The following is a 24,595-nucleotide window of genomic DNA, read 5'->3' as shown; positions in this document are numbered from 1 at the left end:
AATGATGAAAAATAAAAAGTATTTTACTTTAATTCCAGCCTGCGCACTGCTTGTCTTTAGTGCATGTACAGACCTGGAAATTGAGGAAACAGATTCGATCATCGTAAACCAGACCGGAGAATTTACAGGTGTGGGTGACGTAGATGCGACCTTGAGCGGTATCTATGATGCTGTACGGGGACAATTAGAAACTCAGGAAAACCTTTATGGACTTAATGAAGTAAGTTCAGATGAATTTCTGGTACCTACCAGAGGAACAGACTGGGGTGATAATGGCGTTTGGAGAACATTACATCAGCACAGCTGGTCTCCAATTCACCAATTCGTTAGAAACGTATGGAATGATCAAAACTCCATAATCTTTAGAACAACTGAGGTTATTGATGAAAGAAGCAACGCCACTCCGCAACAGGAAGCAGAGGCAAGATTCCTAAGAGCTTTTGCTACATTCTGGGTCATGGATCTATATGGCCAGGTGCCATTTAGAGGGCCAGATGAAGGAATTGAAGTAGATCCTACAGTAATGTCCAGAGCTGAAGCTTTTGATTTCATAATGGAAGATTTGAATACTGCAGCAGCAAATATTTCAACCGCAGGTCCAGGAACTGAAGCTACAAATCGTGCGACTAAAGCAGCGGTTCACTTCATGCTAGCCAAAATGTATTTAAATAAGCATGTTTACACCGGAACAGGTTCTCCAGATGCTGGTGACATGCAACAGGTAATTAGCAATGTTGATGCGATTAGCGCTATGGGCTTTGGTCTTGAAGAAGGATACTTTGGTATATTCTCTCCAAAACTTGATAACGAAACTATCTGGTATACGAATTCTGGAGTAGGTCCAATGATGTGGCATACGTTACACTACAACCAGAATACCCCTGCCAATGGTGGTGGTGGTTGGAATGGTTTTACCACTTTAGCTGAATTTTATGACCTTTTCGAAGGTGATCCAAATTCAAACTTTTTGGGTGATGGTCAGGAAGAACGTAGAGGATATGTTCCAACTGAAGGAACTGCTGTAGGAGTTGATTTTGATGGTGATGGTGAAGTAGATCAGCTCGATGAAAATGAAGATGGAATGCTTGATGGTTCTCAAATAGGATTTGGGATGTTAATAGGACAGCAATACGGGATCGATGGTTCTAAACTACAGGCTGAAGCTGGTAAAGATCTTAGTTTTACAAAAGAACTTCCGGGACTTTTAGGTAACGATCAGTCAACTGGAGTTCGTGTGATCAAGTATCACCCAACAAATGGTTCTTTCGCTGGACACAAGATTGTCTTTAGATATGCAGATGCACATCTAATGAAAGCTGAAGCAGCGCTTAATGGTGGAGGCGGAAATGCAACAGAATTAGTAAATGAGCTTAGAACTATTCGTAAAGCAACTCCATTAGGGAGCGTTACAGCACAAGATCTACTGGACGAGCGTGGAAGAGAACTATATACAGAGATGTGGAGAAGAAATGACCTTATTCGCTTTGGTAAATTTACGGAAGCATGGAGTTATAAAGATGCTTCTGAAGATTTCAGAACATTGTTTCCAATCCCGGCATCTGCGATTATTTCTAACCCAAATCTGACTCAGAACGAGGGTTACTAAACTTTTTAAAATTGAATGAAAAGAGGGCTATTTTAGCCCTCTTTTTTTGTTATACATTTGTTAAAATTATTTACCTTTCAACCTGCTCCTCAACGCGATTTGTTATGGAAAAAGCCATTCGGCTTACATATTTCATTTTTATCTTTATCCTGTTCTCAGCCTGTGAGAAAAAGAAAACTCTTTTAATAAAAAAAAGCAGTCAATTTACCGGAATTCATTTTAGCAATGAGCTTAATCCGGACTCTGATTTGAACATCCTTAATTATTTATATTACTATAATGGCGCTGGAGTCGCTACTGCAGATTATAATAAGGATGGACGTCCCGATCTATATTTCACCTCCAATGAAGCAGTAGATAAACTCTATCTCAATCTTGGAAATTTCAAATTTCAGGATATAACAGCTCAAAGTAATATTGATAATTCTGAAGGATGGACCACTGGCGTTTCCAACATCGATATTAATAATGATGGGCTTATGGATCTTTATATTTCTAAAGTCGCAGGAATCGAAGGACTGGAAGGTCATAACTTATTATACGTAAATGAAGGAGTTGATTCCGAAGGAAATTTAAAATTTAAAGAAAGCTCAAAGGAATACGGTCTGGATTTTAGTGGCTTTTCCACTCAATCAGTTTTCCTGGATTATGATCTGGATGGTGATCTGGATCTGTTCTTACTCAATCATTCCATTCATCCCAATAGAAATTATGGTCGCGGTAGTAAACGGAATTCATTCGATGCCCGTGCAGGAGATCGAATCTTTAGAAATGAAGGGACAAAATTTGTAGACGTTTCCGCAGAAACAGGAATATTTCAGGGTCCTACGGGCTATGGTTTGGGTGTCGCGGTTGGTGATCTAAATAATGACAATTATCCAGATATCTACGTTGGAAATGATTTCTTCGAGAACGATTATGTGTATGTCAATCTACAGGACGGTACTTTTCAGGATTTAATAACCAGCAGCCCAGAGAGTCTAGGTCATACATCGCATTATTCCATGGGAAATGATATTGCCGACATGAATAACGACGGCCTGGCAGATATTGTATCACTTGATATGCTTCCTGAAGATCTGCATACCTACAAGACTTCCGGATTGGAATTTCCTTTTCAGACGTATTCCAATTACCTAAGAAATGGATTTGGTCCTCAGTACATGCAAAATACGCTGCATATCAATCGCGGTGATCTGAAGTTTTCTGAAGTAGCTTACCTGAGTGGTGTTGCTGCGACCGAGTGGTCCTGGAGTGCTTTGTTTGCCGATTTTGATAACGATTCGCATCAGGATCTATTCATCACTAATGGCATTAAAGGTGCCACCAATAATATGGATTATATAAAATTCATTTCTACGGAAGAAATTCAGCAACAAATTAGTACTGGTGAAAAAATAGATCTTGAAAACCTTACTATGCGACTTCCCGAAAAAAAGGTTGCTAATTATATTTTCAAGAATAACGGTGAACAGAAGTTCACAAATGTTTCTGAAGAGTGGTTACCTGTTCAGGAAAGCTTTAGTCATGGCAGTGTTTATGTAGATCTGGATGATGATGGCGATCTCGATCTGGTTACCAATAATACTAACGATGCCGCCTTTATTTATGAGAATACTACAACAAAAAGCAACTTTTTGAAGATCGATCTGCAGGGTCCTGAAAAGAATAGATTTGGGATTGGAGCAAAGGTCACTGTTCATACAAAGGAAGTAAGGCAGATGAAAGAACATTACCTGAGCAGAGGTTATCTGTCTTCAATCGCTCCAGGTTTGCACTTTGGTTTAGGATCGAATACAGTAGTGGATTCTGTTACTGCTAAATGGTATGATGGCAGCAAAACGGTATTAAAAACGGTGAAATCAAATCAAAAAATAGTTGTAAAGTACTCCGCTTCAGAAAAGAATACAAAGCAAGGGTTAGAGTTTCCACGATATATAATTGATTCTGATTCTATTTTAAATTACAAGCATATTGAACAGGCAAGTCTTGACTTTAATAAACAACCGTTAGGCTTGTTTGCGTATTCAAACCCAGGACCAACCTTGGCGACTGGGGATTTAAATGGAGACGGAAATATAGATTTGGTTCTGGGAGGTGGCAAGTCACAGGCGCTACAGGTCTTTTTCCAGAAAGATGAAACTTTCCAAAAAATAGAGACTTCAGCTTTTGAGACAGATGCTATTTCAGAAAACACCGGCATTGCTTTACTGGATCATGATAATGACGGCGATCTGGACATACTGGTGGTAAGTGGCGGAAATGAATTTAGGTCTGGCGAAGCAATTCAGCCAAAACTATATATGAATGAAAATGGACAGTTCAGAAAAGACAGTATTAATTTTGAAGGACTTTCCTTAAATGCTTCAGGAGTTAGTGTGGCAGACGTCAATAATGACGGATTTCAGGATGTATTTATTTCATCCAACCTCAAACCGCATGAATTTGGTTCCAGCTCAAAGCAATTTCTTTGGATTAACAATAATGGGCAATTTAGAGATGCCACCAGGGAATATTTCAAAGAACTTCCCGGGAGCGTTCAAACTTCGAAATGGGTTGATTTTAACAGAGATGGGTATTTGGACCTAATACTGGCAGGGCATTGGAACGGGCCGGAGATCTTTCTCAATAATAGCGGGAAGTCCTTTTCGAAAATGGAAAGCAATTTATCAGATTTTAAAGGGTGGTGGAATGATCTTGAGCTTGCCGACTTTGATAATGACGGTGACCTTGATCTTGTAGTTGGAAATTGGGGTCTTAATTCCAGGCTTACGGCAACATGGGAAGAGCCAGTAAATCTATACCTGAACGACTTTGATGGGAATGCTACTTCAGATCCTATTCTAACATATTTTTATAAAGGTGAAGAAACCGTATTTGCTTCAAAAGATGAACTGGATCAACAACTCCCATATTTGAAGAAAAGATTTAATACCTATGAACAGTTTGCAAACGCAAAGCTTTCGGAAATATTTCCGAAGGAAAAATTAGAAGAAGCACAGGTGAAAAACGTCACAGAATTAGCCTCCTGCTATTTTGAAAATCTTGGAAATGGAACTTTCAAAAAACTTGAATTACCTTTTGAAGCTCAGGTTTCACCAATGATGTCTATAGAAGTTTCAGATTACAATGCTGATGGTTTCCAGGACATTCTTTTGGCAGGAAATAACTATGAAATAAGCACTCAATTAGGTAGATTAGATGCTTCACACGGTGTTTTACTATTAAATGATGGCAGCGCAAATTTCACAGTTTCGAAAGAATTGCCAGCGATCTCCGGGGCGGCACGTGACATTGAGAAAATATGTGTGGGAAATCAGGAATATGTGATCATCACCAGGAATAATGATTCCACTGTAATTTTAAAATCAACGAATTAAAATGAATAGAACCAGGTACTTTCAGGTTTTAGCAATTTGCTTTTCAATATTTCTAGTCTCTTGCGATTCAGATACAAAAAAAGAGGAGGATGATTCCGTAGAAAATATTCGCTCTCAGAATACTCTATTTACTGAAATGCTTCCAGAAGAAACAGGAATTGATTTTACAAACGAAGTTAAGAATCAGCCAGACTTCAATATTTTTAAATACCGGAACTTTTATAATGGTGGTGGTGTTGCCATTGGAGATATCAATAATGATGGACTCCCAGACATTTACCTAACCGCTAATATGAAACCGAATAAATTGTATCTCAACAAGGGTAATTTTGAGTTTGAAGATATTAGTGAATCTGCGGGCGTGGAAGGTAACAAGCCATGGTCGACCGGAGTCAATATGGTTGATATCAATAATGACGGACTCCTCGATATCTACGTGAGTAATGCCGGAAATATGGAAGGCGACAATCATGATAACGATTTGTATATAAATAATGGAGATCTAACTTTTACTCAAAAAGCTAAGGAATTTAACCTCGCAGAAACCGGATTTAGCACTCATGCATCCTTTTTTGATTATGACAAGGATGGTGATCTGGATGCCTATATTTTGAATAATTCCAACATACCAGTGAGTACTCTTGGCTTTGCCGAGCAAAGAAATATTCGAGCACAGGATTGGGAAGGAGTGCCTAAAATTTTTAGAGGAGTAGGAGATATGCTGCTAAGAAATGATGATGGCGTATTTACCGATGTGAGTGAGGACGCTGGTATCTTCGGAAGTTTGATAGGTTTTGGTCTTGGAGTGATGGTTAGTGACTTTAACAACGACCTGTATCCAGATATTTATGTATCCAATGATTTCTACGAGCGTGATTATTTATATATCAATAATCAGGATGGTACTTTTACTGAAGAGATTGAAAACTGGACTCAGCATTTATCTCTTTCTGCGATGGGAGTGGATATGGCAGATATCAATAATGATGGTTTTGCGGATATTTTTATCACCGACATGCTTCCCGATTCTGAAGAAAGAGTAAAATCTGTAATGGAATTTGAAGGGTATAACGTCTTTAAACTGAAGCAAAGCAAGGATTTTTTCCAGCAATACATTCATAATACCCTGCAATTAAATAATGGGAATGAGTCATTTGCAGAGATCGCTCATTTTAGCGGTGTTGAAAGTACAGACTGGAGTTGGGCAGGACTTATCTTTGATATGGATAATGATGGAAACCGTGATATATATGTCACCAACGGAATTAATCATGATCTAACCGATCTCGATTTTGTTGAATTCTTTGCCAATGAAATCATTCAGAAAATGGCATTAACTGGTAAAAAGGAAGCAATCGACTCTATTATCAATAAGATGCCGGTAACCAAACTGCCTAATTATGCTTTTCAAAATCAGGGTAATCTGAAATTTAGGAATAAAGCTGAAGAATGGGGATTAGGTTTGCCAAGTCTTAGTAACGGTAGCGCCTATGGAGATCTTGATAATGATGGAGATCTTGATCTGGTCGTAAATAACGTAAATATGAATTCCTTTATTTACAGAAACAATTCTGAAAAAATCGCAGATCACAATTACCTTAGAATTAAGCTGGAAGGAGGTGATAAGAATAGGTTTGCGATTGGAGCTGTTGTCAAAATATATGCAGGTGATGAGATCATTTTGCAGGATCAAAATCCATCTCGCGGCTTTCAGTCCTCCATGGATTATGTGATGAATATTGGCCTGGGTAAGAAACAAAATCTAGACTCCTTGAGAGTGATCTGGCCAGACAACGCGACTCAACTGCTTGAAAATGTGAAAACCAATCAAACTTTGGTTCTGGATCATTCCGAAGCTAAGGATCAATTTAAGATCAGGAAACAAACAAATTCAAAAACCCTGCTTACCGAAGTTTCCAACGATCAACTGGAAAGTCATTCAGAAAATCAATATACCGATTTTGACTTTGAAGGAATGATCTATAAAAAATTGAGTCAGGAAGGTCCGGCGATGGCAGTTGGTGATATCAATAATGATGGAAATGAGGATGTATTTATTGGAGGTGCTAAAAAACAAGCTGGAACTATTTATCTGAATCGTGGAAATGGAAATCTGCAGAAGATGCATCAACCCGCTTTAACGGCCGATGCGATGTTCGAAGATACTGCAGCTGCATTTTTTGATGCTAATGGCGACGGTTATATTGATCTAATGATTGGCTCTGGAGGTAATGAGATTGGCGAATCGACGAATTACCGTCCTAGACTTTACCTGAACGATGGTCGAGGGAATTTTAAACCAACGCAGGCGAAGATCCCTTCTGTAGAACAAAATGTGGCGACGATTGCTCCCCTTGATTTCGACAACGATGGCGATGTGGATCTCTTTATAGGATCCAGAAGTGTTGCGGTAAATTATGGAATTGATCCACAGCATTTATTTCTCGAAAATCAAGGGAATGGCGAATTTGTTAACGCTACAGAAAGGGTCGCTTATGATGTGAAATATGCAGGGATGATTACCGATGCAACCTGGGAAGATATAGATGGCGACGGTAAAAAAGATTTGGTCACAGTTTCAGATTGGGGTGCCCCTCATGTGTATATAAATTCTGGAAAAAGATTAAGCTTGCTTAAGAATGACCTGGAAAAGTATACTGGATGGTGGAATACGGTGGAAGCTGCAGATCTGGATAATGACGGCGATATGGACCTGGTTCTGGGGAATAATGGAGCCAATCTTGCCTATGAGACAAGTTTTGAAAACCCAATGAAGTTATGGGTCAACGATTACGATGATAACGGAACTATCGAGCAGATCGTAACTTTGGATAAAGATGGAAAAGATTATCCATTGCATATGAAAAAAGAGATGATCTCTCAGCTGGTTTTTCTAAAAAAGGAAAATTTAAAAGCTTCAGAATACGCTAAGAAAACCGTGCAGGAATTAATTCCCGATCAAAAGATTCAGAATTCCATCGTGAAGCAGGCAAATATTTCAGAAACTATTATTGCTATTAATGATGGGACAGGTCAGTTTAAAATTCAGAAACTTCCAGGAAGAGTTCAGTTTTCATGCGTTTGCGGGATTTCCTGCGTAGATGTGAACAATGACGGAAATCTTGACTTGGTGATGGCCGGTAATGATTTTGAATTTAAACCACAATTTAGCCGACTTGATGCTGGCTATGGAAGCGTATTGCTTGGCGATGGTGAAATGAATTTTGAATGGAAAGATTTTAAAGAAAGTGGTTTCCATATTCGGGACGAAGTCAAGTACCTGAAACGTATTCGTGATAAGAATGGTAAGACTTTTATAATCGCTGCTATTAACGACCAAAAACCTCGAATTTTTGAAATCAGCAATTAGTAGATTCTTTCTTTATTCCCTGCTTATTTTTGTTTTCTCCTGTAGTAAGGACAAAGAAAAGGAGCAGGAATCACTGTTTTTTAGTAATCCTGAAGCCAAGGTAACTGGGATCGATTTTGTCAATGAGCTTACAGAAACCCGGGACCAGAACATTCTGGATTATCTCTATTTCTACAATGGAGGTGGAGTAAGTATTGGCGACATTAATAACGACGGACTTCCGGATATTTATTTTACTGGAAATCAGGTTCAAAATCGGTTGTATCTCAACAAAGGATCCTTAAAATTTGATGACATTACTGCAACGGCTGGAGTTGGTGGTCAAAGTACCTGGAATACAGGTACTACTATGGCCGATGTGAACGGCGACGGATTATTAGATATCTATGTTTCTGCAGTCGTCGGCGTTAATGGGTTTCGCGGCCACAACGAATTATTCATCAATAACGGTGATCTTACTTTTACCGAAAGTGCTGCTGAATATGGTCTCGACCTGGACACTTACAGTTCCCAGGCTGCATTTTTCGATCTTGAAATGGATGGTGATCTTGATGTATTTATTCTGAATCATGCCGTGCATACGAATGAATCATTTGGGCCGGCAAATATTCGCAACAACCGTGTTTACGAAAGCGGTGATAAATTGATGCTGAACGAGAATGGTAAATTTCGGGACATTAGTGTACAGGCTGGAATCTATGGTGGAGCAAACTCTTACGGACTTGGAATCACTACTGCGGATTTCAATAATGATGGTTTTACAGATGTTTATATAGGAAATGATTTTCATGAAGATGATTACTACTACATCAACAACGGGGACGGTACCTTCAGCGAGGAATTGAAAACGAGGTTTGGTCATACATCCAGGTTTTCGATGGGAAATGACGCAGCAGATATTAATAATGATGGATTCGTAGACTTGATCACGCTGGACATGCTACCAGAAGAAGAGACCGTTCTAAAATCTTCAGCAGGAGATGATAATGTAAACCTTGACCGCTTTCGCATAGAGAAACTGGGTTATCACCCGCAGTACACCCGCAATATGCTACAGGTCAATAAAGGCGGTGAGTTCTTTGCAGAAACAGCCTTAATGAGCGGAGTAGCGGCTACCGATTGGAGTTGGGGACCTCTGTTTGCAGATTTCGATCAGGATGGATCTCAGGACCTTTTTATAAGCAACGGGATTCCCAGACGTCCTAACGATCTGGATTACGTGAAGTATACTTCTAACGAGCAAATTCAGAAGAAACTGGATAAAACCACGATCGTGGATAACGAAGTGCTCGACAAAATGCCTTCCGGAGCCGTGACAAATTATATATTTAAGGGTTCCAGGAAAGGACAGTTCGAAAATGTAACCAATAAATGGATTGCAAATGATTCCATTATTTCAACCGGAGTGGCTTATGGCGATCTGGATAATGATGGTGATATCGATATTGTGACCAATAACATTAATGCACCTGCCAGTGTCTATATTAATGATTTTGCTGAAGGAAATTATTTAAAACTGAAACTTCAGGGATCAGATTTGAATTCCTTCGGAATAGGTGCAAAAGCGATTATTTATACTTCTGAAGCTGCTCAAGTTCGACAGTTATATACCACTAAAGCTTTTCAGTCTTCATCAGAACCTTTGATGCATTTCGGTTTAAAACAAGGGGATACTGTGGATAGTTTAAGGATTATCTGGCCTGGAAATCTTTCTCAACTCATTATTTCACCAGCTCTGAATTCTACTCTTTCGCTAAAGTTTTCCAATGCGAATGATAGCACCAATACTGCTGAAATATTTAAAACCCGAAGCAGATTTCAATTCCAAAGAAGTGAAAACTTTGGGATCGATTATGAGCATAAGGAGAATACTTATAATGATTTTGATGTGCAAAAGTTAATACCACATCAAACTTCAGATCTTGGACCTGCTGTTAAGGTAGCAGATCTAAATAATGACGGGAAAGATGACATCATTTTTGGTGCTTCCAGGTTTCAGCCTTCAGTTGTCTACTATCAGGAAAAAGGTAATTTCAGAAAAAAGAATTTTAAAGCATTAACCAGTGATTCATTGGCTGAAGACGCATCGATTACTATTGCCGATCTGAATAGTGACGGACTCCAGGATATCCTGATAGCCTCTGGTGGAGGAGAGTCTGTTGGAAAGAATAAGTGGTTGCAGGACAGAATCTATTATAATTCTAAAGAAGGAGATTTCCAGGAGTCAGAGTTGTTTCCTGAACTATTCCTTAATTCTTCTGTGATTAAAACTGCCGACTATGATAATGACGGTGATCTGGATATTTTCATTGGCAGTAATGCACAAAATTACCAGTATGGAGCGATCCCAAAGTCGGTGCTATTGCGAAATGATAACAGTAAATTCACTGAAGTGCAGTCAGAGATCTTTGAGAACATTGGTATGGTGAACGATATGACCTGGACAGATATTGATGGTGACAATGATCTGGATATGATGATGGTAGGCGAGTGGATGTCTCCGCAAATCCTGGAAAATAATAATGGAACATTTATGAAATCGGCTGCACTGGAAAATATGCCGTTAAATGGATTATGGCAAACCTTGATAGCATCAGATATTGATCACGATGGTGATATGGATTACCTTTTGGGAAATTGGGGTCTTAATACCAAATTAAAAGCTTCTGCAGAACATCCTTTGAAATTATATTACAAAGATTTTGATCAGAATGGCCTCACTGAAACCATCCTGGCAATGGAAAAAGATGGGAAGTATTATATGCCGTATGGTCTTGACGAATTGAGCGCACAGTTGAACCAGATGCGCAAGAAGTTCACTCAATATAAAGACTATGCTGGTAAAAGTATTGACGAAATCTTTTCTAAAGATGAACTGAACTCTGCAAGACTGCTGGAAGTACATACATTATCTTCCGGCTACCTGGAGAATAATAACGGGAAATTCAGTTTTCGGGCTTTTAAAGATGAACTACAAATAGCTCCCATACGTGCGATGCTTAGTTATGATTTTAATAAAGATGGCAGAACTGAAGTACTGGTAGGTGGTAATTATTTCGGGATAACACCTTATCATGGTAGATTTGATGCGATGGGTGGAATGCTGATGTTAAATCAGGATAAAATTCTTGATTCTTATGAAATTGGTTTAAATTTATCACAAAAATCTGTTAAAGATTTTTCGATTATTGAAATTTCTAACAAGTCCTATCTTATAGTGACCATAAATAATTCAGAAATTGAAATCTATGAATTCAGTTTTTAAAATAATTGCCAGCATATCATGTTGTCTGCTTCTTTTGATTTCCTGTGCACAGGAAGAGAAAGAGATTGTCGTGACAGCAGATGATTTTCATGCTGCTAATGAGCACATCAGTAAAACGATGGTGCACGATATTTTTTCCCCACCGGTGGCAAGTAGAGTATATGCTTATTCCAATATTGCTGCTTATGAAGTCATGGCTCAATTTGATGAGAATTACCAGAGTCTTTCAGGCCAGTTAACCAATCTCGAGGAAGTTCCAGCTCCAGAATCTGATCTTACAAACCCGGAAGTGGCCGCAATTGTGGCATTTTACGACATCGCAACCAGCCTGGTATTTTCAGAAGATAAAGTGAGGGTTAAAAGTGATAGTCTCTTCACGAAGTGGAAAAATACGAATGAGAGATCCTTTAAGGTTTCTGAAGCATACGGGAAAAGGGTGGCCGCTCATATAAAAGATTGGTTGAAACAGGATAACTATTCTGAAACCCGAACCATGCCTAAATTTTCTATTCTTACAGATGATGATAGCAGATGGCAGCCAACGCCACCTTCTTACATGGATGGGATCGAACCGCATTGGATGAAAATAAGACCCTTTGTGATAGAGGACGCGGACCAGTTTAGACCAGCGCCACCACCAGAATTTTCTATGGAAGAAGGTTCAAGATTTCATACAGAACTCATGGAGGTTTATAATATTAGAGAGAAAATCGCAAAAGATGAGGAGAACAGCGAAGAAATGGCTATCGCCAAGTTCTGGGACTGTAATCCCTACGTTTCGATATTACGAGGGCATTTAATGTTCGCTACTAAAAAGATCACTCCAGGAGGTCACTGGATGGGAATTGTAAAAATTGCCTGCGAGAAGGATGAAGCCGACTTCAGTAAATCTGTTTATGCGTATTCTAAGACTGCCATAGCCATCGCAGATGGTTTCATTAGCTGCTGGGATGAGAAGTACCGGAGCAACCTTGTGAGACCTGAAACTGTTATCAATAAATATATAGATGAGAACTGGACATCTGTACTTCAAACTCCGCCATTTCCGGAGTATACAAGTGGACATTCTGTAATTTCTGCGGCTGCTGCCACGGCTTTGACAGATATTTTTGGTGATAACTTCGCTTTTGATGATGATACTGAAGTAGATTATGGACTACCGGTTAGAAGCTTTGAATCATTTAATAAAGCTTCAGAAGAGGCAGCGAACAGTAGATTGTATGGAGGAATTCATTACCGGGCTGCCATTGAAGTTGGGATGACTCAGGGACAGGATCTGGGAAAATATGTCATCGAAAATCTTCAAATGACAAAATCTACTGAAAACTCTGAATTAGCTTCCAAATAGTATGATCAAGAAGTATTTTACTATCCTCCTGGGTGTTTTACTCCTTAGTTTGGCGTGGTTTTTATTTATAAAAGAATACGATTACCAGTTTAGATTTCAGGCCAATCATTCGCCTGCAATGGTTCAGCAAGAACTTAAAAAAATAGAAAGTTATAGCATTTTTGACGGTGAACCTATAGTCTCGAATCAGCAAACTGAAGGGTATGAGGCACTAAAACAGACCTTGCAATTTGGTGATCAGGAACTCGAGCTTCTTTGGGAATTGGAAAATCAGGCTGATACAGTTACCAGTATATCTGTTAATGTAACATCTAATGAGAAAATACAGAACAGACTCGCTATTTTAAATCCATTTGCTGAAAGCGGGTATATTGATAGTCTTGAAAATTCTTTTCTCCAATTTGGTAAGGAGCTACTAAAGAAACAGGCGGCTTATAAAGTGCAGGTAGTAGACAGTATTGTTTACTCCCCGGCATTGGATTGTATTTGCAAACCTGCTGCAGATATAAAGGTTGAGAACAAGGCAATGCAAATGGTCAGGGATATTGGCTATCTCGAAGATTTTCAGATTTCCCATAAATTAAAACTTACCGGATATCCATTTGTAAAGATCCAGGACTGGGATCAGGAGGCCGGTACTATAGATTATGATTTTTGTTTCCCGGTGAATCTTGCCCAGGATATAAGGCCCAACACATTTATAGAATTTCAGCAATTTCCAGCTACTACATCTTTGAAAGCGATCTATAATGGTAATTACAGAAGTTCAGATCTGGCCTGGCACCAATTGCTTTCTGAAGCTAAAAAGAGGGATCTTAAAACAAGTAACTTACCCTTGGAGATCTTCTGGAACAATCCTAAAACTGGTGGAGAAGCATTAAGCTGGAAAGCCGAGATCTTTATGCCTGTAGAGCCTGAGAGTTAAATTCTGCCGGCACCACAACCTTTAGTTTTTCATTCATAATACTTATGATTACTTCGGAACTTTCTCCTTTAAACTCCCCGTCAATCTGAAAGGCTACGGGCGTTTTGCAGGTGATTTTTGCTTTTTTAGCCTGAAAGGTTTCAACAACATCTGAATTAACATCGGTTTCATTGCGTATGGTCTTAATAATCTCTGCAAGGTCTAGTTTTCTGTAAATAATGATCTCAAACTTACCGTCGTTCATCTTCCCATTGGGATTGATATTGGCCCCGGTACCATATTTGTTTGCATTCGCAATAGCGAGAAGCGCACCGCTGGTTTGATGTTTTTTAAAATTGGTTTCTACTTCAAACTCAAAAGGATATTCACTCTTTAGCAATGTTGGAAGTGATTGCAATAAATACCCGAATTTCCCTCGAAATCGGGATTCTTCATAATTCTGAATAAGTTCAGCATTGATGCCAAGATCACTGAGATGAAGACAGATATCATCGTTAATGTTTAGCAAATCCATTTCAAAAATAGTGTCACCATAGGCTATTTTCACCTGTTCTTCAAGAGATTCGGGGATCCCGAAATTTGTAGCTAATCCATTTGCAGATCCCGCAGGAATAATTCCCAGGGGAATGCCATAGCTTTTGATCGTTTTGGCTACCAGATTAATGGTCCCATCCCCACCAATTGCAATGATTCTTTCAATCTTGAGCGAATCCAAACGATCCTGAATCTTCTTAACATCCTCCACACCAGTAGTAGCGAAAAGATGTATAGTTATTTGATTGGTTTTCGCAAAATCACGTGCCTTCAGGATAATCTGCTTTTTATCCAGATCACCAGAAATAGGGTTCACTATCAATAAAACTTGGTTAAAATTCATGTGTTATTGGTTGAAATACACCTAAAATTAAGTATTTTGGAACGGAAGTGATTTTAAAAAAGGCCAAATTTTGAAGCTTGATCTTAAACTTTATCGGGGTTACGTAAATGAAGAAGAACTAGTCGTTTTTGGACATCTGTTCCAGTCCTGGGCTCCAGATAAGTATAGTGTTGACAGAAAGGGAATTAAGCACGCTTATGCTTTACTTCACAAATTCCGCATTGAACCGCTCCCTAATTATGAAGTTCATTTAAAATTCCAGGATCTTGAGGTTAAAACTAAAACTCAGGAAGACGGATATTTTAGATTTACCGTACCCTATCACTCTAAGATAGAGCCAGGATGGCACGAGTATGAGGTTATTTGCAATACAGGTGAGATTGGAATGATAGAAAAAGGTGAGCTTTTAAAACCACATCCGGGCAAGCTTGCCATCATTTCAGATATTGATGATACTTTCCTTGTTTCCCACAGCAGTAAGTTCTTTAAAAAGATCTACGTAATGCTATCTAAGAATATCAACAATCGTAAGATATTTGAAGAGGTAAAGGATCATTATCATAAGCTGAGCAGGGCTGGTAGAGAAGAAGATAATTCTTTTAATTCATTTTTCTATGTGTCATCCAGCGAATGGAATCTGTACGATTTTATTGACGAATTCGCACGGCTGCACGATCTTCCCAAAGCTGTGATCAAATTAAAGCAGATCAAGACCGGGTTGATGGACTTTATTAAAACGGGTAGGGGAGATCACGATCATAAGTTCGTGAAGATCAAAGATATTATATCCTTTTATCCACATCTGGAATATGTTCTTTTAGGTGATGACTCTCAGCATGATCCTTATTTGTACGAACGAATCTGTAAAACATTTCCAAAGAATATTAGAGCGATCTACATTCGGCAGACTTCCAAATCATCAAAAAAAGCGGTTCAAAAAGTGTTAGCCAATATTGAAAGTATGGATGTAAGTACCTGTTATTTCCAGGATAGTAAAACGGCGATTGATCATTCTGATAAAATCGGAATCATTTAGAATGCATTAATAAAAAAAGCCCTTCCGGAGAAGAGCTTTTAATCTATTTATTCTATTTCAAATATTTCGGTTTCTTTAAAAGCCGACATTTCTATTTGTTTTATTTCTGCTTTAAAATCTGGCCATTCTTCCTGATAGAATTTATTTGTTTTATTTAAAGCCGCTTGAAGTTCTTCCCGCGCCTGGTTCATAAGAATCTCCTCAGTTTTTGTGATACCATTCTGCCTGGATCTTACATAACTGGATGCTGTACCAAGCCTGGTCATCACTGTATTCTCTCTGTTTCGTGTGATTCCCTGCCGGTCATCAACTTTCCCTAGAAACAGCGCTATGTGTTCCTCAAGTCGTGTGGTAATGGAATCTACACTCTTCAATGCCATCTTCCTTTCTGCAGTATCTTCCAGGTTATCTTTAAGATCTTCAGCGAAATTTTCTGCGGTGTTCTTACTCTGCACTAATTGCTCTACCGCATCTGCAGCGGTTTGTTGCCATTTCTCGATCTTCTGGCCAGCTTCATATACTTCTGAAATACTCTTTTCTGAAACTTCCAGACGAGGATCTGTTTTTACCTCTATCATTTCTTCAGAAGTTTCTCCGTTAAAACTCATTACGAGGCGATAATTCCCCGGTTTTACAGCAACACCGCCTGGTTCTCGTTTCGATTCTCTGATAGATCTTGAAGGTCTGTCTGCTCCCTTTTCGTCAAGATACCATCTCATGGTGTAAATACCAGTGCTATCAGGCGCCTTTTGCTTCAAAGTTCTTATTAAACGGTCTGCATCGTAGATTTTCAGATTTATACTATCGGCATTGGCTTTTTTATCTTGCTCCTCATCTTCAGATTTATCTTCTGAAACATTCGCTTTGTCAATTTTATTTTCCTCTTCCGAAGAATCGATTCTAATAAAGTAAGAGATTGGTGCTCCCTGTTCACGATTTTCGCCCTGATAGACCGCGTCCCCACCAAATCTGCTCCCAGTTGGTTGCTGTGTAGCATTGTGATAGGCAACAGGTGGTGCAAACAATCTTAGTTTATTCTCTATAATCGTATTTGCTCCTGCAAGTTTTCTAAAAGGTCTAATATCGTCAAGGACCCATGCTGCACGGCCAAAGGTGCCAATTACCAGATCATGCTCACGTGGATGTATCACCAAATCCTTTACTGATACTGTAGGAAAACCATGGGTGTATTTCTCCCAGTTTTTACCGGCATCAAGTGAAATATACAGGCCATCATCTGTTCCCAGGAATAATAAATTTTCCTCTTTCGGGTCTTCTACAATGCTTAAAGCATAGCTTTCGGTATCATCGTTATCAACAATTCGCTCCCAGCTTTTCCCATAATTTCTGGTTCTATAGGCATAAGGCTCATAATTGAACCTTCGATAATCATTTGCGACTAGCAATGCCTCGCCTTTTCGCTTATTACTGGCCTTTATCTGTACGATCCAGCTTCCTTCCGGTAGTTTTGGTAAGTTAGTGGATACATCTGTCCAGCTCGCGCCTCCATCGCGGGTATATTGAACTTTCCCGTCATCTGTTCCAACCCATAACATATCTTCTTCTAGGGGAGAAGGCTCAATAACCAGTATGGTGGTAAAGTTTTCAGCTCCGGTAGCGTCCATGGTGAGTCCGCCACTTTCAGTTTGTTTCTGCTTTTCAGGGTCATTAGTAGTTAGGTCTGGTGAAATGATTTCCCAGGTTAAACCTTTATCCGTGCTTTTGTGAACAAATTGACTTCCGAAGTAAATAGTATTGCTATCGAACGGATCAATATTAATAGCAGAATTCCAGTTAAATCGAAGTTCCACATCAGGATCTGGATGCGTAGGTCTAACCGAATAGTTATTTCCGGTTTCATGATCGTATCTGCTAACATATCCCTGCTGACTCATACTCCAGCCATATCTACTGTCGTATGGATCTGGAACGACATCAAAACCATCCCCAAAGCTAATTTCCTGCCAGTAAGAATTTCGGATTCCCTGCGCTTTCCACACATAAGCAGGACCTCTCCAGCTTCCATTGTCCTGCATTCCACCATAAACGTTGTAAGGAAATTCATCATCCACAGCAATATGATAGAATTGAGCCACAGGAAGATTGGCTACGAATCTCCAGCTTTTGCCTCGATCTTTAGAAATATTGAGTCCGCCATCATTCCCGTCCATCAAGAAACTTCCATCTTCCGGATGAATCCAGAAGGCGTGATGATCTGGATGTATACCATTGTCTACACCATAGGCCGGCATCAATTCCTTAAAACTGTTTCCTCCATCTTCAGAAACATTGATATAGGTAAAAACGGAATACAAGCGATTCTCATTCTGAGGATCTACAAACAGATCTGAATAATAGAATGGTCGGTTACCAATTTCTTCCTTATCGTTGATCATTTCCCAGCTAAACCCACCATCTTCAGATTTGTAAAGAGCATTCTTTTTCGATTCAACCAGGGCATACATAATATTAGAATCTGAAGCTGCAATTACAAGTCCGATTCTTCCCAGATCTCCCTTGGGAAGTCCGTCTTTTTCTGTTTTCTTCTTCCAGGTCTTCCCACCATCAAAGGTTATATAAAGTCCGGAACCTTCACCACCCGATTTAAAAAACCAGGGATCTCTTTTATGTTCCCACATGGCCGCGACCAGTTTATTGGGGTTATTTGGATCCATCACCAGGTCTGCAGCACCTGATAGGTTATTGGTAAACAGAATTTTGTTCCAGGATTCTCCACCATCAGTAGTTTTGTAAACTCCTCTTTCTTCGTGCGCACCCCAGGGTGAACCTATTGCCGCGGCATAAATTATATCGGGATTATAGGGATGTATAATAACGCGGTGAATATGACGGGTCTTTTCCAGGCCCATACTAGTCCAGGTTCTTCCGCCATCCAGACTTTTATAAATTCCGTAACCACCATTCAGACTATTTCGGGGATTACCTTCACCGGTTCCAACCCAGATAACCGAAGGATTTGATTGTTGCACCGCAACAGCGCCTATAGAAGCAGTAACTTCATTGTCAAATATAGGTTCCCATTTAATACCTGCACTGGTAGATTTCCATAATCCGCCAGATGCTGTCCCGGCGTACATGATATTAGGATCACTAGTAACCACATCTATGGAAGTAACACGTCCACTCATTCCAGCAGGACCAATATTTCGGGGAGTTTTGTTTTTAAAAAGTTCAAGATCGAAGTTCTGTGCTGTAAGATTGGTGGTAATTATTAAAGCAAAAAGCCTCAACAGGTGGGAATATCTCATGAAATTATTCAAATTTTTAAATATGATCTCAAGTTAGCAATTTTCTCTCAATCGAAATTTAAACACAACTCCAAAAAAAAGGGACTTTTTTAAGTCCCATCATATTATTTTCTTCTGTTGAATTCCCTACGATTATAAAAATCTTCAGGATCATCTAAATTCCTGTCATCATGTTGCCAGTGCTGATCTTCGTCGATTGACTTTTCAGGTTTAAACCCTGTATGTTTATCGTGAAAGTCCTGAGAACGATGGTGATCATCTATAGGTTTTCTAGAGTCATTCCCAGATCGCCCGGAATAGGAATCATCCTGTGAAGTTCTGTGCTCTGAAGTATTTACCTCTTCACCAACCTTACGATCTAAAAATTGTCGATCGTCTCTGCCGGTATCAATTCTTGTATCCACCGCAGCTTTACGATCATTCGAAGAATATTGCATATTCTCCCGTTCTCTTTCTACTCTTCTCTCTTCTGCGGAAAGCTTTTCATACCCATGATCGTGATCATCGTTTAATCTGGATTCATCTCCATAAGTGCTCTCCGTTTTATGCAAATCATCTTGAGTGTTATAATCTCTGTCTCTGTTGTACGATCCCAACACATGATGTTCATAGTTTCTGCTAATATCTGTACCCGATCGATAACGTTTGGTTTCGGCGAAAGTCTGGTAATCTATACCCTCTGTAAATACATATTTATCAGTAGCATTGATATCAATAAGTCCAATAGGAATTATGATATGATTTTCACCATCTTTGTTGATGAACTCCTTAAATTCACTTTGATGTTGAGCGGAGTAGGGGTCATGGTTCCTGTCTATGATGTCCTGTTCTACCTGTACATCTACATAAACTACTTTTCCTAATTCTTTGTTTACCAGTAGGTTGTCTACTTTACCTATTGTCTTTTTATCTCGATCCAGTAGTTTCCATCCACGAATATCATGATCATGACTGTCTACTTTATATCCTTTTAGCTGGCTTAAATGTACCAGGTGTTTTTCTGTTGTACTCATAATTAGATTTTTAACTTAGGAGGTTAGTGTTTCCATTTGAGTTCTCATGTATCAATGCGATATCATCAGTCTCATCAATTTCATTATCATCGTTCTCAGCCATACTTCCATAGAAATATAAGAACGCAAGAATCGCGAGGATAATCACTACGAGAATCCACGGCCATACTGGTTTTTTCTTTCTAATTTTTATTTCTGCCATCTTGTTGATTTTTTGGTTATTCTAAAGTACTACAAAGCAGTGCCAAAAAGATTTAAGTATAGTGTAAAGTATTGTTAATTAGAAACAACGCATAAAAAAAGCCAGGACTAATGCCCTGGCTTTTTATTAATAGTTGGTAGATTCTAATTTATCTGAATGTGCCACTTGGGAATACAACCAGACTTTCATGGCCGTTCTTACCGACTGCAGCAACTCCAAACAGGTAATTATCTATTACAATTCCCTCTAAAGTAAACGAAGTAACATTACCTACAAATCTTGAGTATTGCCATTGCGGAGAAGTAGTATCTCTCCAATAGATCTTGTAGCCAGCGATCTCACCATCAACTACTTCCCATTTTAACTTTGTATCAGGTTCAACAATTCCACCAATTTCAACTTTTTCAGGTGCTGGAGGTGCCCAGGCCAGAGCGGCAAGGTTAATAGCATTTACCGCTGTTAATTTCTCAGCATAGTCAAAATTCACTCCAGATACTACGTCACCGTACTCTATACCATTCTCCGTTCGAATATCCTGGTGTTGCCTGTTATAGTTCTCATGAGCTTCCATGATACGTACGCCAGCAAATCCAAGATCATTGAAAGGTCTGTGGTGACCACCACGGCCAAATCTATCCAGCCTGTAGATCATCATCGGGTTCATTTCCGGCATATATGTCTCAACATTTGAATGTATATATCTTGCCAGTTGTCTTGAGATTCCATCAACTTCACCACCATAAAATCTTCTCATTCTTCTTTCGTTTTCAGTTTCCTTAGGTGGAACTGGTTCAGAAAAGATTCGGAAACTTCGATTGTCAATCACTCCATCTACACCTTCAATATTTCCGATCATATCATTGTTAAGAATACCTATAATATCCCAGCTTTCTTTTATTGCATATTCAGCCAGACCTTTACCACCAAAAAGACCTTGTTCTTCACCAGATAAACCTACATAGATGATACTGCTTTCAAAATCATAATTGGATAAGACTCTTGCGGCTTCCATGGTTCCTGCCATTCCGCTGGCATTGTCGTTTGCTCCGGGAGCATCTGTAGTGAAATCCATGGTGTCGCCATTCCTTGAATCAATATCACCACTCATAATGACATAACGATTAGGATACTTGCTTCCTTTCTGGATCGCAACTACATTTACTACCCATGCTTCCTTTGGAATTCTTTGTCCGTCATCTGGAGTTACATGATCTTTTTGATAAAATACATCTAGACAATCGTTACAATCTGCAGAGATTTTGTCGAATTCAGATTTTATCCAACGTCTGGCAGCGCCAATTCCACGAGTATCAGATACTGTGTCGCTAAACGTATTTCGTGTACCAAAACCCGCAAGTTTTCGAATATCGTTTTCGATACGATCTGCACTTACATTCTGAATGATCTCGTAGATCTTTTCATCTGTATCCTGAGCTTCAGAAGTATAAGATATGGTGCATAGACCCAGCATTAGAATGGCAGTCTTAAAGGTAGTTTTCATCATAAATGGAAATTTGTTTTAAAAATAGGGAAGTTATTTAATTCTATAAAATAAGAAAGCCCCGGTATTACCGGAGCTTTAACTTCTTGATCGATTTGATCCAAAAAAATTAGGCTTGCATTTCGTGCATTTCTGCTTTAGCCTGATTGATCTTTTCTTCAGACTTATTGCTTGCGAAACCTGCTTTAGTCTTAGATTTAAGAGCTTCCATTTTGTGACTTAGAGAATCTGCAAAATCGTTGATTCCTCTGTTCGCGTCTTTGATATAACTGTTGCTTGTATCAGCAATAGTTTTTCTCGTTTCTGTTCCTTTTTTCGGTGCGTATAGTAATCCAAGTACTGCTCCTGCAGCTGCTCCTGATACTAGTCCTAATAATAATTTTCCTGCTTTCATAATATTTGGTTTTAAACTGGTTCGATTTAAATTCAGGTGCTAAATTAAATAGAAATTGAACCTATGCCATCATCTGCTAGTTAATGTATATTTAAACTTTTGATAGTATTCATAAATTATTTAACAACATAAAATCATTAGTTATTTTTCCGGAAATTCTCCAGCAAGGTGCGGACTTTCGGAGTACCTTCAACATAGTATCTGGCGCTTGTTTTTTTAATGCCTACTTTAACGGTAACGCTGTCTTCCGGAAGATCTTCAAACATATATTCATCTGTCCAGTCGTCACCAATTGCGAAAATAAAATCGTAATCTTTTCCTACCAGTTTTTTTGTAGAGGCCTTTCCTTTATTCACGCCGCTGCTCTTAATCTCCAGTACTTTATTTCCTTCCAGCACACTTAATCCGCGATTGGAAATAAGCTCTTTTAAAGTTGTACTCAATTCATTGGCACGAATCTCTCCTAGTTCAGGATCTGCTTTTCTGTAGTGCCAGGCAAGAGAATAATTCTTTTCTTCTATAAATGTACCTGGTGTTCTATCCACAAAATTTTCGATCACTGGACGAACGGCATCCATCCACTCACTTTTTACATTTTCTGAAAGTTCCCATTCTCCATCGATCTGTCTCATCCAGACTCCATGTTCAGAGATTAGTTCTACCGGTACATCCTTCCACCAGGTTCCTAAAGTATCTTTATCTCGGCCACTTATTAGTATAACATCTGTTTTGTCATCGGCATTAAGATCACGTATAAGTTCTTTAAGATCGGCATCAGGACGAGCGTTCTCAGGTTTGTCTGTAAAGTTTACTAGTGTTCCGTCATAATCAATGAATAAAATCCTTCTTTCGGCTTGCTGAAATTTAGTCATGATCTCCTGTGAAATTTCAGAATTGATCTTGATAGACTGAAAGGACTCTCTGTTTTCTTTTGTAGATCTAAGAGACTTCATAAAGTCACCTGCCCATTTTTCTACACTATAGCGTCTCAATCGCTTCTGAAGCATTTTATTTCTTTCGATCTGTTCTTCTTTCGGCATTTCAAAAGCGGTTTTTAATGCTTCGGCCACCTGCTCAAAATTATTAGGATTAATGATCAGTGCTTCGTTCATCTCATGCGCGGCTCCGGCCATTTCACTTAAAATAAGAACTCCTGTATGATCTGTGCGCGTTGCGATATATTCCTTAGCTACCAAATTCATTCCATCACGGATTGGTGTTAGCAAAGCAATCTCACAGGTAGTATAAAGGTCGATAAGGTTTTCAAAAGGCATGGAACGATAGAAATACCAGATGGGAGTCCAGCTTACGGTAGAGAACTTCCCGTTGATACGTCCAACAAGTTCATCAATTTCTCGTTTCAGCCTTCTGTATTGAGGTACATTGGACCTTGAAGGGACAGCCAACATCACCAGCCGTACTTTCTCAATATACTCAGGGTTCTTGTCAAGGAAGTATTCATAAGCTCTTATACGGTGTGCAATACCTTTGGTGTAATCCAGTCTGTCTATACTTAGGATCAGCTTTGCATCTGGTGTAGATTCTAAATGATGATCCAGTCTTTTCTGTAATTCAGACTGGTCTGCAGAAGTACTTTCGTAATGATCCAGTGCAGCCTGTTCAAATTTCTTATAATCGATACCCATAGGGAAAGAATCTACTTTAACGATCCTGTCTGGAAGGGTGATCTGGTTAAAATCTACCTGGTGTCGCAAAATCCGGCTAACAGAACTTAAAAAATGTCTTTCATAATCATAGGTGTGAAAACCTATAAGATCTGCCCCAAGCATTCCCTGTAATACTTCATCTCTCCACGGAAGTGTTCTGAAAACTTCATAAGAAGGGAAAGGGATATGATTGAAGAATCCAATAATAGCATCTGGCGCCTGTTCTCTTACCATATTAGGAACCAGTAAAAGTTGATAATCATGAACCCAGATGACATCACCTTCTTTATAATGTTTAAGTATTTCATCTGCGTACTTTTGATTTACATCCTTATAGGTATGCCAGTAATCATCGTCAGATTCGGTGTACTCCATAAAATAATGGAATAGAGGCCATATGGTACGATTACTAAAGCCATAATAAAAGCCGTCGATCTCATTGGCATTTAGATGGACGGCTACACAATTCTCTTCCCGGGCCTTTTGCTGAACTTCATCCTTCAGATTTTCAGGAATTTCCTCTTCGGTCATTCCGGGCCATCCTATCCAGATACTGTCTCCATCTTTATGAAAGGATTTTAAGCCGGTTGCGAGTCCTCCCACACTAGGTGTCACTTCGAGATCATCTTCAGAAATGGAAATTTGCAGTGGTAAGCGGTTGGAAATAATGATTGTTTTGCTCATAATTAATTATAAATGCCGTGGTCGCGAAATTGATTTTTATTAAATTTCCGAAAATCAT

14 protein-coding genes are annotated in these 24,595 nt (G+C 39.1%); 7 read left to right on the top strand and 7 right to left on the bottom strand.

The annotated features are described in order from the left end of the window. Position 1: 1 nt before the first annotated feature. From ACSHZO_RS13155 to ACSHZO_RS13130, 6 genes are all read left to right on the top strand, one after another. Entirely contained in the window at positions 2 to 1,606 is a 1,605-nt protein-coding gene (locus tag ACSHZO_RS13155) for a RagB/SusD family nutrient uptake outer membrane protein (protein WP_366941476.1), read from the top strand. Between the two features lie 104 nt (positions 1,607 to 1,710). After that, positions 1,711 to 4,986, top strand: a complete 3,276-nt coding sequence (locus ACSHZO_RS13150; protein ID WP_298247710.1) for a VCBS repeat-containing protein — start codon at positions 1,711 to 1,713, stop codon at positions 4,984 to 4,986. 1 nt (position 4,987) lies between these two features. Then, on the top strand, positions 4,988 to 8,356 hold the full coding sequence (locus ACSHZO_RS13145; protein ID WP_298247711.1) for a VCBS repeat-containing protein: 3,369 nt from the start codon (positions 4,988 to 4,990) through the stop codon (positions 8,354 to 8,356). After that, positions 8,340 to 11,621, top strand: coding sequence for a VCBS repeat-containing protein (locus tag ACSHZO_RS13140; RefSeq protein WP_298247712.1), 3,282 nt, complete (start codon positions 8,340 to 8,342; stop codon positions 11,619 to 11,621). Before ACSHZO_RS13145 ends, ACSHZO_RS13140 begins: the two co-directional genes overlap by 17 nt. Then, on the top strand, positions 11,605 to 12,969 hold the full coding sequence (locus tag ACSHZO_RS13135) for a vanadium-dependent haloperoxidase (protein WP_298247713.1): 1,365 nt from the start codon (positions 11,605 to 11,607) through the stop codon (positions 12,967 to 12,969). Before ACSHZO_RS13140 ends, ACSHZO_RS13135 begins: the two co-directional genes overlap by 17 nt. Before the next feature lies 1 nt (position 12,970). Further along, the gene (locus ACSHZO_RS13130) at positions 12,971 to 13,894 is read left to right on the top strand and encodes a GyrI-like domain-containing protein (RefSeq protein WP_298247714.1); all 924 of its coding nucleotides are present in this window, start codon (positions 12,971 to 12,973) and stop codon (positions 13,892 to 13,894) included. On the opposite strand, the gene ACSHZO_RS13125 is transcribed toward ACSHZO_RS13130, so the two are convergent. Next, positions 13,869 to 14,771, bottom strand: coding sequence for a diacylglycerol/lipid kinase family protein (locus ACSHZO_RS13125; RefSeq protein ID WP_298247715.1), 903 nt, complete (start codon positions 14,769 to 14,771; stop codon positions 13,869 to 13,871). The two genes, ACSHZO_RS13130 and ACSHZO_RS13125, sit on opposite strands and share 26 nt — an antisense overlap. 70 nt (positions 14,772 to 14,841) lie before the next feature. On the opposite strand from ACSHZO_RS13125, the gene ACSHZO_RS13120 reads away from it, so the two are divergent. Continuing rightward, the gene (locus ACSHZO_RS13120; RefSeq protein WP_298247716.1) at positions 14,842 to 15,807 is read left to right on the top strand and encodes an App1 family protein; all 966 of its coding nucleotides are present in this window, start codon (positions 14,842 to 14,844) and stop codon (positions 15,805 to 15,807) included. 47 nt (positions 15,808 to 15,854) lie between these two features. Here ACSHZO_RS13120 and ACSHZO_RS13115 read toward each other — a convergent pair whose 3' ends face one another. From ACSHZO_RS13115 to ACSHZO_RS13090, 6 genes are all read right to left on the bottom strand, one after another. Beyond that, on the bottom strand, positions 15,855 to 19,076 hold the full coding sequence (locus ACSHZO_RS13115; protein WP_298247717.1) for a VPS10 domain-containing protein: 3,222 nt from the start codon (positions 19,074 to 19,076) through the stop codon (positions 15,855 to 15,857). Between the two features lie 104 nt (positions 19,077 to 19,180). After that, positions 19,181 to 20,089 (bottom strand): PRC-barrel domain-containing protein, encoded by a 909-nt coding sequence (locus tag ACSHZO_RS13110; RefSeq protein ID WP_298247718.1) that lies wholly within the window; start codon positions 20,087 to 20,089, stop codon positions 19,181 to 19,183. A gap of 10 nt (positions 20,090 to 20,099) precedes the next feature. Further along, positions 20,100 to 20,291, bottom strand: a complete 192-nt coding sequence (locus ACSHZO_RS13105; protein ID WP_295179298.1) for a hypothetical protein — start codon at positions 20,289 to 20,291, stop codon at positions 20,100 to 20,102. A gap of 148 nt (positions 20,292 to 20,439) precedes the next feature. After that, complete coding sequence (locus ACSHZO_RS13100; RefSeq protein WP_298247834.1) at positions 20,440 to 21,762, bottom strand: M28 family metallopeptidase; 1,323 nt, start codon at positions 21,760 to 21,762, stop codon at positions 20,440 to 20,442. Between the two features lie 139 nt (positions 21,763 to 21,901). Further along, complete coding sequence (locus ACSHZO_RS13095; RefSeq protein WP_298247719.1) at positions 21,902 to 22,186, bottom strand: YtxH domain-containing protein; 285 nt, start codon at positions 22,184 to 22,186, stop codon at positions 21,902 to 21,904. Positions 22,187 to 22,323: 137 nt separating this feature from the next. Continuing rightward, a complete protein-coding gene (locus tag ACSHZO_RS13090; protein ID WP_298247720.1) occupies positions 22,324 to 24,537 on the bottom strand; it encodes a bifunctional alpha,alpha-trehalose-phosphate synthase (UDP-forming)/trehalose-phosphatase in 2,214 nt (737 codons plus the stop codon). Between the last annotated feature and the right edge of the window lie 58 nt (positions 24,538 to 24,595).

The organism is Christiangramia sp. 3-2217-3z (genome assembly GCF_051195275.1).
GTDB lineage: Bacteria > Bacteroidota > Bacteroidia > Flavobacteriales > Flavobacteriaceae > Christiangramia > Christiangramia marina.
The sequence above is the reverse complement of the archived record's forward strand: the minus strand, read 5'-3'. Positions and strand labels throughout refer to the sequence as shown.

Excerpts from the sequence above, each read along its gene's own strand:
- ACSHZO_RS13155 (WP_366941476.1), top strand. The coding sequence starts at position 2 with ATGATGAAAAATAAAAAGTATTTTACTTTAATTCCAGCCTGCGCACTG.
- ACSHZO_RS13150 (WP_298247710.1), top strand. The coding sequence starts at position 1,711 with ATGGAAAAAGCCATTCGGCTTACATATTTCATTTTTATCTTTATCCTG.
- ACSHZO_RS13145 (WP_298247711.1), top strand. The coding sequence starts at position 4,988 with ATGAATAGAACCAGGTACTTTCAGGTTTTAGCAATTTGCTTTTCAATA.
- ACSHZO_RS13135 (WP_298247713.1), top strand. The coding sequence starts at position 11,605 with ATGAATTCAGTTTTTAAAATAATTGCCAGCATATCATGTTGTCTGCTT.
- ACSHZO_RS13130 (WP_298247714.1), top strand. The coding sequence starts at position 12,971 with ATGATCAAGAAGTATTTTACTATCCTCCTGGGTGTTTTACTCCTTAGT.
- ACSHZO_RS13125 (WP_298247715.1), bottom strand. The coding sequence starts at position 14,771 with ATGAATTTTAACCAAGTTTTATTGATAGTGAACCCTATTTCTGGTGAT.
- ACSHZO_RS13115 (WP_298247717.1), bottom strand. The coding sequence starts at position 19,076 with ATGAGATATTCCCACCTGTTGAGGCTTTTTGCTTTAATAATTACCACC.
- ACSHZO_RS13110 (WP_298247718.1), bottom strand. The coding sequence starts at position 20,089 with ATGAGTACAACAGAAAAACACCTGGTACATTTAAGCCAGCTAAAAGGA.
- ACSHZO_RS13105 (WP_295179298.1), bottom strand. The coding sequence starts at position 20,291 with ATGGCAGAAATAAAAATTAGAAAGAAAAAACCAGTATGGCCGTGGATT.
- ACSHZO_RS13100 (WP_298247834.1), bottom strand. The coding sequence starts at position 21,762 with ATGCTGGGTCTATGCACCATATCTTATACTTCTGAAGCTCAGGATACA.
- ACSHZO_RS13095 (WP_298247719.1), bottom strand. The coding sequence starts at position 22,186 with ATGAAAGCAGGAAAATTATTATTAGGACTAGTATCAGGAGCAGCTGCA.
- ACSHZO_RS13090 (WP_298247720.1), bottom strand. The coding sequence starts at position 24,537 with ATGAGCAAAACAATCATTATTTCCAACCGCTTACCACTGCAAATTTCC.